Origin of the sequence: Polynucleobacter sp. UK-Mo-2m-Kol15 (assembly GCF_018881505.1) — a bacterium.
GTDB lineage: Bacteria > Pseudomonadota > Gammaproteobacteria > Burkholderiales > Burkholderiaceae > Polynucleobacter.
In genome coordinates this window covers 26,416-43,862 of record NZ_JACVQC010000001.1, presented here as the reverse complement: position 1 = coordinate 43,862, position 17,447 = coordinate 26,416, and the positions used below count along the sequence as shown (strand labels likewise).

15 protein-coding genes are annotated in these 17,447 nt (G+C 45.7%); 4 read left to right on the top strand and 11 right to left on the bottom strand.

The features are described from left to right. Window positions 1–7: 7 nt before the first annotated feature. The 6 genes from ICN43_RS00220 to ICN43_RS00195 form a co-directional block, all read right to left on the bottom strand. Window positions 8–247 carry a helix-turn-helix domain-containing protein gene (locus ICN43_RS00220; RefSeq protein ID WP_216196684.1) on the bottom strand — a complete coding sequence of 80 codons (240 nt, stop codon included), beginning with the start codon at window positions 245–247 and terminating at the stop codon, window positions 8–10. Window positions 248–275: 28 nt separating this feature from the next. Continuing rightward, the gene (gene dusB / locus ICN43_RS00215) at window positions 276–1,292 is read right to left on the bottom strand and encodes a tRNA dihydrouridine synthase DusB (protein WP_216196683.1); all 1,017 of its coding nucleotides are present in this window, start codon (window positions 1,290–1,292) and stop codon (window positions 276–278) included. A gap of 150 nt (window positions 1,293–1,442) precedes the next feature. Then, window positions 1,443–2,600, bottom strand: a complete 1,158-nt coding sequence (locus ICN43_RS00210) for an FAD-dependent monooxygenase (protein WP_216196682.1) — start codon at window positions 2,598–2,600, stop codon at window positions 1,443–1,445. 10 nt (window positions 2,601–2,610) lie between these two features. Beyond that, the gene (locus tag ICN43_RS00205) at window positions 2,611–3,981 is read right to left on the bottom strand and encodes an aminopeptidase P N-terminal domain-containing protein (protein WP_370623133.1); all 1,371 of its coding nucleotides are present in this window, start codon (window positions 3,979–3,981) and stop codon (window positions 2,611–2,613) included. After that, window positions 3,974–4,690: an N-acetylmuramate alpha-1-phosphate uridylyltransferase MurU gene (gene murU, locus ICN43_RS00200; RefSeq protein ID WP_216196680.1), complete on the bottom strand. Its 717-nt coding sequence runs from the start codon at window positions 4,688–4,690 to the stop codon at window positions 3,974–3,976. The genes ICN43_RS00205 and murU overlap by 8 nt, the downstream gene beginning before the upstream one ends. Before the next feature lie 12 nt (window positions 4,691–4,702). Further along, on the bottom strand, window positions 4,703–5,704 hold the full coding sequence (locus ICN43_RS00195) for an aminoglycoside phosphotransferase family protein (protein WP_216196679.1): 1,002 nt from the start codon (window positions 5,702–5,704) through the stop codon (window positions 4,703–4,705). A gap of 33 nt (window positions 5,705–5,737) precedes the next feature. Between ICN43_RS00195 and ICN43_RS00190 the strand changes: the two genes are divergently transcribed. From ICN43_RS00190 to rsmA, 4 genes are read left to right on the top strand one after another with little or no spacing between them, the layout of a single operon-like run. Next, window positions 5,738–8,278 (top strand): LPS-assembly protein LptD, encoded by a 2,541-nt coding sequence (locus ICN43_RS00190; protein ID WP_216196678.1) that lies wholly within the window; start codon window positions 5,738–5,740, stop codon window positions 8,276–8,278. After that, the gene (locus ICN43_RS00185) at window positions 8,278–9,723 is read left to right on the top strand and encodes a peptidylprolyl isomerase (RefSeq protein ID WP_216196677.1); all 1,446 of its coding nucleotides are present in this window, start codon (window positions 8,278–8,280) and stop codon (window positions 9,721–9,723) included. Before ICN43_RS00190 ends, ICN43_RS00185 begins: the two co-directional genes overlap by 1 nt. After that, window positions 9,692–10,726, top strand: coding sequence for a 4-hydroxythreonine-4-phosphate dehydrogenase PdxA (gene pdxA / locus ICN43_RS00180; protein ID WP_255533364.1), 1,035 nt, complete (start codon window positions 9,692–9,694; stop codon window positions 10,724–10,726). Before ICN43_RS00185 ends, pdxA begins: the two co-directional genes overlap by 32 nt. Next, complete coding sequence (gene rsmA / locus ICN43_RS00175; RefSeq protein WP_216199772.1) at window positions 10,726–11,502, top strand: 16S rRNA (adenine(1518)-N(6)/adenine(1519)-N(6))-dimethyltransferase RsmA; 777 nt, start codon at window positions 10,726–10,728, stop codon at window positions 11,500–11,502. The genes pdxA and rsmA overlap by 1 nt, the downstream gene beginning before the upstream one ends. A 10-nt stretch (window positions 11,503–11,512) precedes the next feature. Here rsmA and ICN43_RS00170 read toward each other — a convergent pair whose 3' ends face one another. From ICN43_RS00170 to lnt, 5 genes are read right to left on the bottom strand one after another with little or no spacing between them, the layout of a single operon-like run. Further along, window positions 11,513–12,247 carry a 1-acyl-sn-glycerol-3-phosphate acyltransferase gene (locus tag ICN43_RS00170; protein ID WP_216196676.1) on the bottom strand — a complete coding sequence of 245 codons (735 nt, stop codon included), beginning with the start codon at window positions 12,245–12,247 and terminating at the stop codon, window positions 11,513–11,515. Window positions 12,248–12,254: 7 nt separating this feature from the next. Next, window positions 12,255–12,827, bottom strand: a complete 573-nt coding sequence (gene gmhB / locus ICN43_RS00165; RefSeq protein WP_216196675.1) for a D-glycero-beta-D-manno-heptose 1,7-bisphosphate 7-phosphatase — start codon at window positions 12,825–12,827, stop codon at window positions 12,255–12,257. Beyond that, window positions 12,824–14,962 carry a glycine--tRNA ligase subunit beta gene (gene glyS, locus ICN43_RS00160; RefSeq protein ID WP_216196674.1) on the bottom strand — a complete coding sequence of 713 codons (2,139 nt, stop codon included), beginning with the start codon at window positions 14,960–14,962 and terminating at the stop codon, window positions 12,824–12,826. The genes gmhB and glyS overlap by 4 nt, the downstream gene beginning before the upstream one ends. A 16-nt stretch (window positions 14,963–14,978) precedes the next feature. After that, on the bottom strand, window positions 14,979–15,863 hold the full coding sequence (gene glyQ / locus ICN43_RS00155) for a glycine--tRNA ligase subunit alpha (RefSeq protein WP_216135140.1): 885 nt from the start codon (window positions 15,861–15,863) through the stop codon (window positions 14,979–14,981). Between the two features lie 60 nt (window positions 15,864–15,923). Further along, window positions 15,924–17,447 carry an apolipoprotein N-acyltransferase gene (gene lnt, locus ICN43_RS00150; RefSeq protein ID WP_216196673.1) on the bottom strand — a complete coding sequence of 508 codons (1,524 nt, stop codon included), beginning with the start codon at window positions 17,445–17,447 and terminating at the stop codon, window positions 15,924–15,926.

The following is a 17,447-nucleotide window of genomic DNA, read 5'->3' as shown; positions in this document are numbered from 1 at the left end:
GCCTGGCTTATTTCAGGAGTTGGTGCTCAACCAATTTCTTATGTAGCGTATTGCGGTTGATGCCTAGGTACTGCGCGGCCAAAGACTGATTCTGCTTTGTATACTGCATCACTAATTCCAGCATTGGCTTTTCAACTATAGCTAGAACCATTTGGTACAGGTCAGATGGAGGTGTTCCTTTGAGATCATCCAAATAACGCTGGAGCTGTGTCTCAATACATTCGGTGATGGGGTGCTTATTGGTCATGGATAAATTAAATAATTAAAAACTAAATTTAGGCTGCTTCTAAAAATAACAAATGATCAGAGTGTGATTTCATTTCATTGAAAAAATCATTCACCATTTGTAATTGGGTTTTGCAATCATCGGCAGTATTCATTCTTTGGCGGAAGGCATGGGAGTCACGTAAGCCTTTGCAGTACCAGCCGATATGCTTGCGCGCTGTGCGCAAGCCAACGTATTCGCCATAGAAATCGTAGTGATCAATGAGATGGGCATTCATAATCTCTTGAATCTCATTAATTTGCGGTGTTGGTAATTTATCGCCCGTTTCCAGAAAATGATTGATCTCCCGAAAAATCCAAGGACGTCCTTGAGCGGCTCGACCAATCATGATGGCATCAGCCCCAGTTTCTTTTAAAACAAATTTTGCTTTTTCTGGGGTGGTGATGTCACCGTTAGCAACTACCGGAATGGCAACCCGATTCTTTACTGCAGTAATAGTTTCATACTCCGCCTCACCATGATAAAGATCGGCGCGCGTCCGACCATGAACAGTCAGCATGGAGATACCAGATTTCTCGGCGAGACGTGCAACATCTGTTGCATTTTTATGCTCCCGATCCCATCCTGTCCGAATCTTTAAAGTTACAGGAACAGCATCAGGGCCAATGCCTACAGCCTGAACTACAGCTTCCAAAATTTGCTGCACTAAAGGCTCATCTCTCAGTAGAGCCGAGCCGGCTGCAACATTACATACTTTTTTAGCTGGGCAACCCATATTGATATCAATGATCTGGGCGCCATGATCAACATTGAGCTTTGCGGCTGCTGCCATCATCTTTGGGTCTGCGCCGGCTATTTGGACTGCGATCGGCTTAAATTCTCCTTGGTGATTAGCTCGACGTTGGGTTTTTTCGCTCTTCCACAGCAAGGCATTAGACGCGATCATTTCAGATACGGCATAGCCAGCACCCAGCTTTTTGCATAGCTGACGAAATGGACGATCAGTTACCCCAGCCATTGGGGCAACGAATAACCTATTTGCTAGAAGGTGTGAGCCAATCTTCATTAAGTTTGAGTGGATTTTTAGAGAACTTCGGCTACTGAGGAAAGGGTCTTACTTTAGCACAAGTCGACTTAAATCTGCCTAAAAAATAGGCATATTGCATGAATCCTATCAAACCAAGTGTGCTTATATTTTGGGGGCTATTTCAGCCCCTTAGCGCCTTCCAAACATCATCTGCCGGGCTAAGGCTGTTTTGACTGGTGGGAGCCATTGGAGGGCTGATAAAGCTAGTCCACGAGCGATCACAATGGGAAGTAGATTTGAGGTGAAGATTCTGGCCATGAAGTCGGTTAAGCCAATCGTGGCAGATCGATCTGCCTTGCGGCTTTGGGCATAGTCCTGCAAAGCCATTTCAATAGCTAAAGGGGTTTTTTGATCTTGAGGCCTAGAAAATAGGCCGCTTAATTTTTCTGCTAATAAATAGGCATCCCTCAATCCCAGGTTAAGGCCTTGTCCTGCAACGGGATGCAATGTTTGTGCAGCATTGCCAATCCAAACAGCATTGCCCTGGGTAATTTCTTTTCGGTAATTGAGCCCGAGCTCGTAAAGGCGGCGATCTTGGATTTTGAGAAACTGCCCGATGCGCGATCCAAACTCTGCCTGTAGCCTCTTTAGAAAATCAGCATCACTTAAGACTAGGCGTGCTTGTGAAGAACTGGGAGTTCCACACCAAATTAGATTCAGAATATGAGGTCCGTAGTGACTTGGCAAAACTGCTAGAGGACCTTCAGAGGTGAAGCGCTCCCATGCTTGATGAGGTGCTGCATGCTCAACCTCGACTAAGCCTACTAAAGCCGATTGTTCATAGTCTCGGCCAGATTCCACCCAATCCTGGGTTTTAAATAAACCGCCTTCTGCATGAACTACACACTTGGCTTGCATATTTTCAACTTCAGCGCTGGGATCGGTATGTTTCCAAACGAAGTGAGGACTGTTTGCTTGAATGACCCTTAAGGCTTTACGAAGTGTGAGATGAATATCGCGATAGCGAATGATATGGCCTAAGGCATCTTGACCAAGCTCCTCACGAGTCATGAGGGCGCGACCAAAACGACCTGCTTGTGAGACATGGACTCGATGAATATCTGCACATTCAGTAGGCCATGCATTAATAGTGTCGAGCAATAGCTTACTGCCATGGGATAAGGCAATACCTCTGCTATCAGCTGCAGCTAGGTCGGCATCATCTACAGGGTTACGATCTAGTAATGCAATCTTGGCTTCTGGAAATTTTTGTAGGCACCATGCTGCACAGGCAAGACCGACAGGTCCGCCACCCTGAATCAAAATATCGAAGTTAGTTGCTGACATATTTGGTAATTTAATTATTCTTCATCAGCGCTTCAATCTCATCGGGTTTGACTGGCACGCCGCGAGAAATCAATTCACATCCAGAGGTGTTCACTACAGCATCATCTTCAATACGAATGCCAATATTCCAAAAGCGCTCGTCTACATCATCGGCCGGACGAACATATAAGCCGGGCTCGATAGTGAGTACCATGCCAGGCTTGAGAAGGCGCCATGGTTTTTCAGAAGAATCTACTGCTGTACTAAGTGGTTCGCGGTATGAGCCAACGTCATGTACGTCCATGCCTAACCAGTGTGAGGTACGGTGCATATAGAAGCGACGATAAGCGCCAGACTCGATCGCGTTATCCAATGAACCTAGTTCCGCAATCTTGAGAAGTTTTTCATCGAGCAAGCCTTGGGTAAGTACCTTGAGTGCTGCCTCATGTGGCTGCATAAAGGTATTGCCTGGCTTAGTTGCTGCAATCGCAGCTTCCTGAGAGGCAAGCGTAATGTCATAGAGTGCACGTTGCGGCCCGCTAAATTTTCCATTCACTGGAAAAGTACGAGTGATATCTGACGCGTAGCCATCAAGCTCACATCCAGCATCTATTAAACATAGTTCGCCGTTACGCAATTCAGTATCACTAGCACGGTAATGGAGAATGCAGGAGTTGGCGCCACTGGCAACAATACTGTTATATGCAACACTTTGAGAGCCGCTGTAGCGGAACTCATGAAGTAGCTCTGCTTCAAGATGGTATTCACGCATACCAGGTTTGCAGGCTTGCATAGCGCGAATATGAGCACGAGCAGAAATTTGGGCAGCATGACGCATGATGTCAATTTCATATGCATCTTTAAATAGACGCATTTCATGAATCAAACTCTCTACATCATGAAACTCTGATGGTGGGTTTACACCAGCACGCGCTTGAGCCCGCACTTTTTTCATCCAATGGCGTAAACGCCGATCTGTCTCAGCACTTTCTGAGAGACGAATATAGGCAGCCTCTTGATCTGCTAATAACTCACCCAGTTTTTTATCTAGCTCATGATTGCTATGGGCATATTCCACCCCTAAGACTTCAGGTGCTGCGTCTGGCCCCAAACGAATACCATCCCAAATTTCACGCTCTGCATCTTTGGGTCTGCAAAAGAGATGTGATTCGAGTTGAGGCTCTGATACTGCCCCGGTAATTTTTAATACCAAGGTTGCCCCAGGCTCTTCAAAACCTGTGAGATAGAAAAAATCACTATCGTGACGATAAGGATACTCACTATCTCGATTACGAGCAGTCTCAGGCGCTGTGGTGAGGATGGCAATGCCACCACCAGTTTTGGCGCAGATCAGTTTTGCAAGTTCAACTCGACGTTGTTGGTATATGGCCGATTTATTCATTTGCCGCATTAAGTTCTTGTAATCGTTGGGGTGTACCTACATCGTGCCACGGACCGGCATATTTTTCACCGGATACTCTATTTTTAGCCATCGCCTCTCTGAGTAGTGGAGCTAGCTTGGAGGCTACATCTAGCTCTAAATCTTTGAAAAGATCTCGGTGATACAGACCAATACCGGAAAAGGTTAACTTTTCAGCGCCGTCTAGGGACTCATTAAATACTTGGGAGTCCTTCAGATAAAAGTCTCCCTCAGGATGCTGGGCTGGATTTGGAACCATCAAAAGATGTGCCAAAGGTTGGTCTGGCATGCCGCGCATGCAAGTAGCCCGCTCTAAAAGCTGATCAATTGGTAGATTTGGGCTAAAAACATCCCCATTAATGACTAGGAAATAATCGCTGGGATTCAGTAAGGAGAGTGCCTTACGAATGCCTCCCGCTGTTTCTAGGGCGCTAACTTCTGGGGAGTAGCTAATGTTTAAGTCAAATTGACTGCCATCCCCCAAAGCCTCCTCAATCTTGTTACCAAGCCAGGCATGATTAATGACAAGCTCTTTGATACCTGCAGCACTCAATGCCTCCAAATGCCAAGCCAGTAAAGATTTTTTTCTGATGGTGAGGAGTGGCTTAGGGAGCTCATCCGTTAACGGACGCATGCGCTCACCTCGACCTGCGGCCAGTAAAAAGCACGGAATGAGGTTGGGCTTATTCATGATGGATTGCAATCAATCACCAGTTGGGCGCGTTGATTCCAGAATACGTGCCAAAGGCTTTAATTCGATATAGCGATTTGCTGTTGTAATCGCATATTCCAAGACCAATGGAATGTCTTTGAGATAACCATCTTTGCCATCGCGATGAAATAGCCTTGCAAAAATTCCCAAAATTTTGAGATGCCGCTGTAAGCCCATCCATTCAAAGTCACGATAGAACTGACCAAAATCATTTGGCATAGGCAGTCCGACTTTACGACCTTCTTCCCAAAATTTAATAACCCAATCAATCACGCGTTCCTCAGGCCATGCAATGTAAGCATCGCGCCAAAGCGAAGATGCATCGTAAGTGATGGGGCCGTAGACTGCATCTTGAAAGTCGATCACGCCAGGATTATTTCTTGAAGTTACCATGAGGTTGCGTGAATGGTAGTCACGATGCACGTAGACTTTTTCCTGAGCTAAGTTATTTTCAATGATGAGTTCAAACGCTTGCTTAAGTTGAAAATTTTGTAGTTCTGTTAATTCGATGTGTAAGTGTTTTTGCAAGTACCACTCTGGAAATAAGTCTAATTCACGTTGTAAGAGTGCCTCATCATACTTTGGCAATATATTTGGTTTGCTTGCTAATTGCATTTGCACCAAAGCATGAGTTGCATCCCGATAGAGATGATCGGCACTGCCATCATTGAGTTCAGCCAGATACGTTTTATTGCCCAAATCATTAAGCAAAAGAAAGCCTTCTTCAATGCTCGTTTCTAAAATTTTAGGAACATTTAAACCGGCATCTTGGAGTAATAAATCTACCTTGATGAAGCTATCCAGGGGCTCATGTTGGGGTGGGGCATCCATGACGATTAAAGTCGGAAAATCCGGGTTTTTGGATTCAATCCTAAAATACCGGCGAAAGCTGGCATCTGCCGAGGCGGGGGCCAAAGTGGGGAGATCTAATTGCCAGCTAGGGTTAAGGCCTTTTAGCCAGGTGCGGAGGGTATCTAAGCGAGCGTCAGTCATGGTCGATTCGTATAATAAGGCGGGTCTGGATCTATGAGTCATTATCGCCCTCGCGCCGGCCTTTGCGCCCCTCTTTTTTTAGCTGCCGCCCTACGAATAATGACTGGGGTTGGATTGTTGCAATTTGCCCTCTTAGCTACCGCCCAAGCACCTGCGCCTTTGCCCCCAATTAGTGACCCTAATAGAGCGCAGAATACGGTTTTAATTCCCGATCGTGGTGATGTCACGGTGCTGAAGCTCGATGATCAGCTACGTGTTGGAAAACCCATTAATGATGGTCAAGCCTTAACTTTTACCTCTAGTGATTCAATTGATGGAATCGTCGATCGAGAGATGGGCTTAAAAGGGCGCGCACAAATTCGTCGAAATGGCGCAGTGATTAAGGCGGATGAAATTAAATACGATCCTGATTCAGATGTGGCGAATTTATTGGGCAATACTGAATTTTCAAAAGGCAACGCATCTTTCAAGGGGCCAAAGGCACGTTTTAGAGTGGATGCCCGTGAAGGGGAGATGGAGACTCCTCGATACGAGTTACGTGATAACCGTGCAAGCGGTAATGCTAAAAAACTGACGATTGAAACTGCCGATATTTTTGTCTTTGATAAGGCAACTTATACAACCTGTACCCCTGAAAATTTAGATTGGTATTTCACGGCTAGTACCCTAGAGATTGATAATGAGCAAAAAGAAATGGTTGGTACGCATGGCGTCATGCGGTTCTTTGATATTCCAATTGCGTACGTGCCCTACTTCACTGCACCGACTTCTAATCAACGTCGCTCTGGAATATTAGCCCCTGTAGTAGGCTACAACTCCAATAATGGTATTGATGTAACCCAACCGTATTACGTCAATATCGCACCTAATCGTGATTTGTTGCTGGTGCCGCGCGTGATGGGGCAACGTGGAGTGCAGTTGGGCGCAAAATACCAATTCTTAGATCCTTTATATGCCGGCACCCTTGGAGGTGACTACCTGCCGTATGACCGCAAGACCGGTACGGATCGCTGGAGATATGACTGGCAACAGCGCCAAGCTTTTACTGGCGGCCTTGGACCGGGCGGTATTCCTTTGCCCGGGTCGTGGACTGGTTACGCAAACGTTGCCCGTGTTTCAGATAGTTTGTACCCCACGGACTTTTCTCAAAGTATTGCGGGAGCGGTGACGAGTCAGTTTCGTCAGGAGGTCGGTACTGTCAAGAATTTGACGGGGAGCTTGAGCAATTGGAACGTGGCAACGAAGGCGGTTACTTTTCAGACTTTACAGCCCGACCCAACAGTAACAGTGCAGTCCCCATACAATATTTTGCCTAATGTTTCGGCTACATACAACAGTCGCCTGAGTCCCACGGTCGCTGATGCCAGTGGAAAATATTTAACTATTCCTACTGGGCCGGTAACGACATTTTCTACTGATTTCACACGCTTTGCCTACAACGTGAATAGTAATTTGGCAGCAGCACCAGCTGGCTACCTATATAGCCAGGCAGATAGAACTGTGATTAAGGGTGCGATGTCTTTACCGCAGATTACCCCAGCTTATTACATTACCCCCAAGGTAAGCTTTCAGTCTAATACCTATGCTGCAACTGCTGCAGTTACAAGCAATAGCCTACAGGGTGCTGCGCCACCAGCGCAAGGCTTTACGATTCCAACATTTAGCTTAGACTCGGGTTTAGCGTTTGAGAGGGAGGCGGCAGAATTGAAGGGCTTCTTTGGGCGCGACATGCTGCTCACCATGGAGCCAAGGGCTTTTTATGTATACACCCCATATCAAAGTCAGGCTTTAACCCCGTTATTTGATACAACAGATGCTGGTTTTGGTGTTACTCAGATTTTTAGTGAAAATACTTTTATTGGCAATGACCGTATTGCAGATAACAATAAGTTAACTGGCGGTATTACTAGTCGCATGATTGAGGCAAGTACTGGTGCAGAGCGAGCAAATCTTACTCTTGCTCAAAGACAGGATTTTACTGGTCAACGGGTGGGGTTAAATGGCAATATCGCCAATCCCACAACCTACTCAGATACTTTAGGTTCTGCCTCGGTTCGCTTCCTTGGAAACTTAAGTGCAGATATGTTTGGTCAATACAACACGCAGTTAAATAAATTTGTGCAGACCACAGTTGGTGGAAGTTGGCGTCCCACAACAGGAAGAAGTGTAAATTTCGGGTATCGGAACGTTTGGACCCCGCCAACGCAGGCGTTTGGACCTACCCCTGCTACGCTGGCACAGACTACCACTGACCAATACAATATTTCAGGTCAGTGGCCAATAAGTCGTGAAGTTTCTGTATTGGGGCGTTGGGGCTATGACGCCTTAACAACTAAAACACTCAATACACTTGTGGCTTTAGAGTGGATGCGCGATTGCTGGACTCTGCGCGGAGCTTATTCTCAGTTAGTTAATACCTCTCAAATTACTACTACTCAGGTTTTATTCCAAATAGAATTTAGGGGCTTTGGCAGTGCGGGTAGCAATCCAGTTGATATCATGAGACTTAACGTTCCTGGATATATGCCTACTTCCAAGCCCATACCACCTTCAATATATGAGAACTATCAATAATGCGTAGGAATCGAATTAACCAAGTGCTTGAAGCCGCGATTTTGGCTTGCGCTGCTTTGTTTGCTCAAGTCTCATTTGCGCAGGATGGCTCTAAGACTTCGGCTGATAGCAAAATTCGCAATATTGATGGTGTCGCTGCAGTGGTCAATACAGGATATGTGACCCGTAAAGAGATTGATGAGCGGCTTGCTGCCCTTCAGAAGCAGGGCGGCAAGCTTCCTGACGGGGCCACCTTGCGCATGACAGTGCTTGAGCGCCTCATCATGGAAAAAATACAATTGCAAAATGCCGAGCAAGAAGGGGTGGGTGTTACCAGCAAGGAGCTCGATAAAATTATTGGCGATATTGCAGCTAAAAATAAATTAACAGTGGCAGAGCTGAAGACAAAAATTATTGACTCAGGAAGTACTTATGAGCGCTATCGTCAAATGTTGCGTGATGATGTGGTTATTAGTCGCTATCGTGAGCGCGAGGTAGAGGGTAAGCTAAAGATTTCTGATGCTGAAGTTGATAATTTTATTACCGAGCGAAATCGCGCTAGTGCGATTGGTGGGGCTACACGCTCTACTCCAGCTGCAAAAGGTGCCCCAGAAGAGATTGATGTAGCCCAAATTTTTATTCCGGTCGATGCTAATGCCGGTGCTGGTACCCAAGCTGAGGCTAAGAAAAAGGCGGAGTCTTTATTGCGTGAAGCGCGCGGAGAGGTTGATTTCTTGCAATTGGGTGCAATGGCCGCAAAAGATAACCCTAAAATTAAATTTCAGGACTTGGGTTATCGCACTCCAGATCGTTTGCCCCAGCTGTTTTATGAAGCTGTAAGAAATACTGGTAGCGGCCAAGTTGCTAGTGCAGTTGTTAAGAGTCCAGCTGGATATCACGTCCTCAAAGTTTTAGATCGTCGCGCGCTAGCGGTTGGCGGTCCTGAGCAGCAACAGGCTGCGCCTCAGGAAAGTGCATCATCAACCCCGCAAAATATTACGGTTACTCAGACTTTGTCTCGCCATATCTTGCTGCGTAGTCGTGCGGGCTTGACAGATCAAGATGCTGAAAGACGTCTAACGGGTTTTCGTGATCAGGTTCGCGCAAAGACGGCTGATTTTGGTGAGTTGGCAAAAAAATATTCTGAAGATGGATCAGCTGCCAACGGTGGCAATCTAGGTTGGATGGGTCCTGGTGATTTAGTCCCTGAATTTGATCAGGCAATGAATCGTCTGCAAATTGGCGAGGTCAGTGATCCAGTAAAGACCGAGTTTGGTTGGCACTTAATTCAGGTGCTCGAACGTCGTGAAGCGCAATTAACCCTAGAGAAGCAACGTCAATTTGCTCGCGCAGCAATTCGTGAGCGTAAGTTTGAGCAGGCCTATCAAGATTGGTTGCGTGAATTACGTGACACTGCTACGGTTAAGATCATTAATGCAGATGATCCAGCAGCCAGCCCTCGTTAATTTAGTTATTAGCTCTGGAGAGCCGGCAGGGGTTGGCCCAGAGATCTCTATTGCTGCTGCAATAGCCTTCTTGCAAGAGCAGCCTGCCAGCACGATCACCATACTTGGCGATTACAGTTTATTTACAGCAATCGATATTCCTCAGAAGTTGTCGAATCGTTTGCAGATTGAATCTGTCGCACTAAGTTCCCCGGTAGTAGTAGGTCAACTAAATCCTGCCAATGCCCAGTATGTTCTTAATATCTTGGATGAGGCAGTCCAGGCATGTCTTGGAGGAAGATTTGATGCCATGGTGACGGCACCAATACAAAAGAGCGTGATTAATCAGGGGATTGCTTCAAGTGATAGCGTATTTACTGGACATACTGAATATTTAGCTAAGCTTTGTCATCAAGAGCATGTTGTCATGATGTTATGTGCAACGTTGCCCACAGGCTTTTTGGATCTCCAGACAAGTCGAGATTTACGAGTGGCCTTGGTAACAACCCATTTGCCATTAAAAGAGGTTGCTAATACTCTCTCTCAAAAGCATATTCTGGAAACTATTCAGATCGTTGATCAGGATTTACGGAAAAAATTTGGTATTGCAAAGCCTGTAATTCGGGTGTCAGGCGTTAATCCTCATGCGGGCGAATCAGGTTATCTGGGGCGCGAAGAAATTGAAATGATTGCTCCAGCTATACAAGTTGCTAAAGATCTAGGCATTCAAGTAAGTGGACCTTATCCAGGTGACACCATGTTTGATGCTAAAGCCTTAGGTGGTATAGATGCATTCATTGCGATGTATCACGATCAAGGTTTAGCACCATTTAAGTTTGTTAGTTTTGGTGGTGGCGTGAATGTGACATTAGGTTTACCAATTATTCGTACCTCCGTGGATCATGGTACTGCCATAGATATTGCTGGCAAAGGTCTCGCAGATTCAGGTAGCATGTTAGAGGCTTTACGCCTAGCCTATCAGTTGGCAGTAAATGTAAAGAACGCAAAGAATCTAAAGACATGATGCATCGAGCCCGTAAGCGATTTGGTCAAAACTTTTTACAGGACTCCGGGGTAATTTATTCCATTATTGCTGTCATCAATCCCAGTGAAAATATGCACGTGATTGAGATTGGTCCAGGTCTTGGCGCGCTAACAAGACCCTTATTAAGCAATCTGGATCACTTAGACCTTTTGGAGATTGATCGAGATTTGGTGGCTTATTGGAACCAAGAGAATCTTGCTGGCTTGAACGTGATTGAGGGAGATGCTCTCAAGTTTGATTTCTTGAGGTGGGCCAATACACGGCCGTCAAATGGCGGTCTGTGCAAGGTAGTTGGTAACTTGCCTTACAACATTTCTTCCCCGCTACTCTTTCATCTTGTTTCTGCTGCGCATGCAATTGATGAGCAGGTATTTATGCTGCAGGCTGAAGTTGTAGAGCGTATGGTTTCTGAGGCAGGGGGTTCTGAATTCAGTAGGCTTTCTGTCATGCTGCAGGCTCGCTACGATATGGAGCAGGTTTTAGATGTTCCGCCTGAAGCCTTTGATCCGCAACCCAAAGTGAATTCAGCTGTAGTGCGAATGATTCCACGCAGGGATTTCAGTTTAAGTAGTGCGCAGTGGCATGCTTTGGAAAAAGTGGTGGCAGCTGCATTTTCTCAAAGAAGAAAAATGCTACGAACTAACTTATCAGCTTTTGCTGATCGACTATCTTTGTCTGAGTCTGAATTAAAAGCGCGTGCGCAAGACATCCCAGTAGCGCGCTATATTGAGTGGGCTAAAACTTTAGCGCACTAACTCTCTGGTTTTACTGATAAGCCTGAGGATCAATTACCCGCATTTCAGCTTCAATCCATTTCTCTACTTCTTGATGAAGCTGCCCACCTGTTTTCCCACTAGAGCTAATTGCGGGGCCAATAGAGAATATGACGGTGCCTGGTTGCTTTAGAAAACTGTTCTTCGGCCAGCAATGACCCGCATTATGAGCAATCGGAATAACCAATGCTTCAGTGGCGCTCGCCAACCTAGCGCCACCTTTGCTATAAGGTTTGTGAGATCCAGTAGGCGTTCGAGTCCCTTCGGGAAACAGCAAAATCCATTTACCTTCACTTAAACGCTTTTTCCCTTGGCTTACTACCGAGAGAGCAGCAGTTTCTTTGCTATTGCGATTGATATGAATCATCTTGAGCAAAGCCAAGGCCCAGCCAAAGAAGGGAATCCAAAGCAGCTCTCTTTTGAAAACAAAGCAGACTTGCTTTGGGAGTAAGGCGATATAAAAAATAGTTTCGTAAGCGGATTGATGTTTACTCAGGACGACAACAGGCTTATCCAAAACTGCCATCATGTTTTCCATGCCGCGAATTTCATAGCGAATGCCGCAAAGTGGTTGCAGAATCCAGATAACCACCTTGTTCCAAAGACCAATAAAGCGATAGCGATTCTCAGGATTGAGAAAAGGGAAGACTAGGATACAAAGCACCGACCAGATCGGGGTGAATATCAGCAAAAAGAGGGCAAACAGAACTGAGCGAATAAAAGTCATGTTTGCATTAAACCTTATCTTTTAAAAATGCATGAGCGAATGCCAGCAAATCTGCATGAATCTGCGTACCTTCGGGGAGAATGCCTTTTTCTAAGGTTTTGCTGCCTTTACCAGTTAAGACTAGATGTGGGCTAGCGCCGAGGGAAACGCCCGCTTGAAGATCGCGCAAAGAATCACCAACAATCGGTACGCCCAATAAAGGTGTAACAGATTGATTTTTTTTATAGCGAAGGGCAATTTCTTTCATCATCCCTGGTAGTGGCTTGCGGCATTCGCATGCATTGGCATCGGTATGTGGGCAAAAGAAAATGCTATCGATATGACCACCCAAGGGCTTGAGGAGTTTATCCATCTTGCCATGCATTGCATGGAGATCGTTGATATTGAAATAACCGCGTGCTAAACCTGATTGGTTAGTTGCCACAGTAATTTGGTAGCCCGCTTGATTAAGCAGTGCAATGGCCTCAAGACTGCCTGGTAGCGGAATCCACTCATCGATCGACTTTACGTAATCATCTCGATCTTCATTGATTACGCCATCGCGATCAAGAATGATCAGTTTGGAGGAGCTGATGCTCATGCTAATTTGCCGAGATCGGCAATGAGATTCATTTTCTGGTGCAGTTGTTGCAAGAGAGCTAGGCGATTATCACGTAACTCTGGATTGGGATCCATCACCATCACATCGGCAAAGAATTGATCGATTGGAGCACTTAAGGCTACTAGCGCTTGTAAAAAATTCACGAACTGACGTTGTTCATAAGCCGCAGTCAGAGTTGGAGTGAGTTTCTCAAGCGACTCATGTAGTGCAATTTCAGCAGGAACTTGTAAGAGCTTTTTTGAGCAAGTCACTGGAATAGTAGTAGCATTCTTTTTCAGAATATTGCTAATTCGCTTGTTGGCAGCGGCTAATTGTGCAGCCTCTTGCAAAGCATTAAATTCACGCAATGCGCTTAAGCGATCAATTAAATCATTTAGTTGTGGGGGTGACTGGCTTAGTACGGCTTCAATCTCTTCGGTAGTGAATGGCTTGCCGGATACAGCTTGGTCACGCAAGTAGGCGCGGAGACGATCAATGATGAAGGCATAAATATCTTCAGTCTTAGCTTTTTCTTGTACCTCTTTTAGCGGAAATTGTTTTCGCCCCAGCTCAATCAAGTCAGGCAGGCACAGGCTGAGATTTTTCTCAAGCAAGAGTCGGCAAATTCCGAGAGCATGGCGACGTAAGGCATAAGGGTCTTTGTCGCCAGTAGGGGCAAGACCAACACCCCAAATACCTACAAGTGTTTCTAGTTTGTCGGCAATTGCTAGGATAGTGCCGGTTTGTGTCTTAGGTAGTGCATCACCAGCAAAACGGGGCATGTAATGTTCACTACAGGCGGTGGCTACATCAGCGTTTTCGCCATCATGTGTAGCATAGTAGCGACCCATGATGCCTTGGAGTTCTGGAAACTCTCCAACCATATCAGTCAATAAATCAGTTTTAGCAATCTCAGCGGCACGACTAGCTAGAGTCTCATCGGCTGACAAAGCTTTTGCAATGCCTACAGCGATTCCTTGAACGCGCTTGGTGCGATCCAACTGGTTGCCGAGCTGATTGTGATAAACCACTTTTCCAAGATCTGCTACGCGAGATGCTAATGGACGCTTTTGATCTTGCTCAAAGAAGAAGCGTGCATCGGAAAGTCGTGGACGCACTACGCGCTCGTTGCCGGAAATAATTGCTTCTGGTTTATCAGTCTCAATATTAGAAACAATTAAAAAACGATTACGCAACTTACCTTGCTTATCAGTGAGGGCAAAATATTTCTGATTAGTCTGCATAGTTAGAATCAAACATTCTTGTGGAACTTCCAAGAACTCTTGATCAAAATGACACTCATAAATTGCTGGCCACTCAACTAGGGCAGTCACTTCATCGAGCAAGGTCTCAGGCATCAAGACTAAATCAGTTCCAGCCGCTCTGAGTAATGCAGATTCGATAAATTCACGACGCTTTTTAAAGCTTGGTAATACCTTTGCTTTAGCAGTGAGGTCAGATTCATATTGATCTGCAGAGGCAATCGTAATGATACCTGGAGCCAGAAAGCGATGGCCTTCTGTTTGATTTGCAGCGTCAATACCCAGTGCACTGATATGCAGCGATTGTTTTCCATGTAATGCAATGATGCGGTGCGCCGGACGTGCAAATTCAACATCTGCCAATGCGCCATTTTGCTGTAGTACTTGATAGTGCATCATTTTAGCAATTGGTAGTTTGTTCAGTGTTTGCTCGAGTGCCTGTTGAGCGGTTTGTTCTAGTGCTGCACCTTTGGCGATGACATTAAGGTACAGTGCCTCATTTTTTCCTTCACCCGCTTTTTCTAAAGTAGAGAGGTCGATTTCCGCATAACCTAGAGAAGCCAATTTCTTTTGTAGTGGTGCAGTAGGCTTGCCATCAGCATCAAAGGCAATGCTAGTTGGCAGTAATTTTTCACGAACTGGATAGTCTGGCGCTTGGCTCAAGACATTCGTAATTTGAACAGCCAGACGACGGGGTGTAGCGAAGCCAGTAGTAATGGAATTTTCACTTAAGAGGCCAGCGACCTTCAGGGCTGAATAAATACCATCACTAAAAGCATCGCCTAAGCGGCGCAATGATTTTGGTGGGAGCTCTTCGGTAAATACTTCAATCAGAAGCGTATCTGATTGAGGGGGGGAATTCGGTGTACTCATAATTAGATCGAGCTATTTAGGCTTTGGGTTGACGTTGGCACATCGGGAAACCCAACTTCTCGCGAGACTCAAAGTAAGCTTGCGCTACTGCACGAGAAAGATTGCGGATGCGTCCGATATAAGCTGCGCGCTCCGTAACAGAGATAGCCCCACGGGCATCCAGTAAGTTGAAGGTATGTCCAGCCTTGAGTACCATTTCATATGCAGGTAAGGCTAATGGCACTTCCATCAAACGCTTGGCTTCACTTTCATAGTTGGTGAAGTTTGCAAACAATAGGTCGGTGTTGGAGTGCTCAAAGTTGTAGCAAGACTGCTCCACTTCATTCTGGTGATAGACATCGCCATAAGAGATGCCATCTGCCCAAACGAGGTCGTAAACGTTAGAGCAATTTTGGATATACATTGCCAAGCGCTCGATGCCGTAGGTGATTTCACCTAAAACAGGCTTGCAGTCAATGCCACCAACTTGCTGGAAATAAGTGAACTGCGTCACTTCCATACCGTTAAGCCAGACTTCCCAGCCTAGACCCCAGGCGCCTAAGGTTGGATTTTCCCAGTCGTCTTCAACAAAGCGCACATCGTTCTTTTGGAGATCAAGACCTAAAGCGGCAAGCGAACCTAAGTAGAGTTCAAGAATATTTTCTGGCGCAGGTTTTAGTACTACTTGGTACTGGTAGTAGTGCTGTAAGCGGTTTGGGTTTTCTCCATAGCGACCATCTTTTGGTCTGCGCGAGGGTTGGACGTAAGCCGCTTTCCATGGTTCGGGACCAATGGCCCTCAAGAAAGTGGCTGTATGAGATGTGCCGGCACCGACCTCAAGGTCAATAGGTTGCAAGAGGGCGCAACCTTGTTGGTCCCAGTAATCTTGGAGTTTGAGAATGATTTGCTGAAAAGTAAGCATGATTAACCTAGCTAAGCCTTTGATTTTACATGGCTAAGCTTGTCACCTATGAAATAGCGATTAGATTCGTCTTTGGCGAATGAGGCCTAGGACGAGTAAGAGGCAAGAAAGACTCAAAATAGGTGCATTTCCCCAAATTACATAGGGGGTTGTACCTGAGTAAGCCTGAATCTTCAGACTGAGCACTCCCTGCTTAAATTCTGCTAGTTGCGACAATACTTTGCCATTCGGTCCAAGCGCTGCAGTAATCCCCGTATTTGTGGCGCGTAGTGCTGGTAGACCCGTTTCCAGGGAGCGTAACTGCGATAGTCTCAATTGCTGAGCTGGTGCTTGAGAATCTCCAAACCAGGCCAAATTAGTCATATTAATCAATAAGTTAACCGGTTTACTACTGTGATGAATGCGGGATGCTAATTCGCCACCAAAGACATCTTCATAGCAAATAGTAATAGCAGCATGAATATCATCTTTACCCGCACGAACAATGCTGAAAGGAGCTTGATCAAGCTTGCCGCGTGCAAAGTCACTCATGGGTACATGGAAGGCATTTACAAACCAATGAAAGCCAGGTGGAATAAATTCTCCAAAGGGCACCAAGTGAGATTTATCGTATTGATAAGCTGGTAAATGAGGAGAAAGTCCAAGTGCGCGATTAGTGTATTTGATCTCGTCAGATTTCCCCGCCTCTCCAATTACGCCAAGCAAGATATTGCTAGAGGTCTTGTTCGAGAATTGCTGTAGGGAGTTTATTAGGCCACTAGGCAAGTTGCTTTGCGGCCAAGGATATGCAGTTTCAGGAGTAATGATGAGATCGGCTGGCTCATGTTCAATTGCGCTCGTATAAAAATTAAACTGATCTTCAATTGCCTTCGGATTGAGTTTGAGGCTTTGCTCAAAATTGCCCTGAATTAAGCGAACGCTGATTGGCTCGCCAATCGGTTTTGTAAAAGTCCAAAAGCTAGCTAGTTGCATTAGGGCGATAGTAAAAATAATGCAGGTGCCACTAAAGCGGATATCTTTCTTTAACCGAGTAATTTCCCACGAAATCCACACCACTAAAAATGTGCAAGCTAGACCGCCAAATAATGGTGCGACCGGTGCAAAGGGACCATTGAGTTGTGTTTCAGCAAATCCCATCCAAGGAAATCCAGTAAATATCTCACCACGAAAATATTCAAAGCCGACCCAGCTTGCCGCAAGCAATAAACCAGTCAGGCGTGAAGTTTTAAAAAATACAAGCGATAGGCTGGCCAAGGAAAAATACGCAGCTACGTAAGCAGATAGCAAGAAGACCGCAGTGCCAGCAAGCACTGGGTTCATGCCCCCTACGTCATGCAGGCTAATATAAATCCACCATAAACCCAGAATGAAATAGCCAAGGGCAAATGACATTCCAGAAATAAATTGATTTTTAATTGAGGGAATTGATTGCTGACTCATTCGCCACCAAATCAAGCTCAAGATAGGTAGTTGTATCCACCCACCATAAGGCAGTTCTGCCGCAGCAGCTAATATGGCACCTAGGAATAATAGCAACAATATATTGACGCTATTACTCAGTCTTACCGATTGCCGATCACTCAA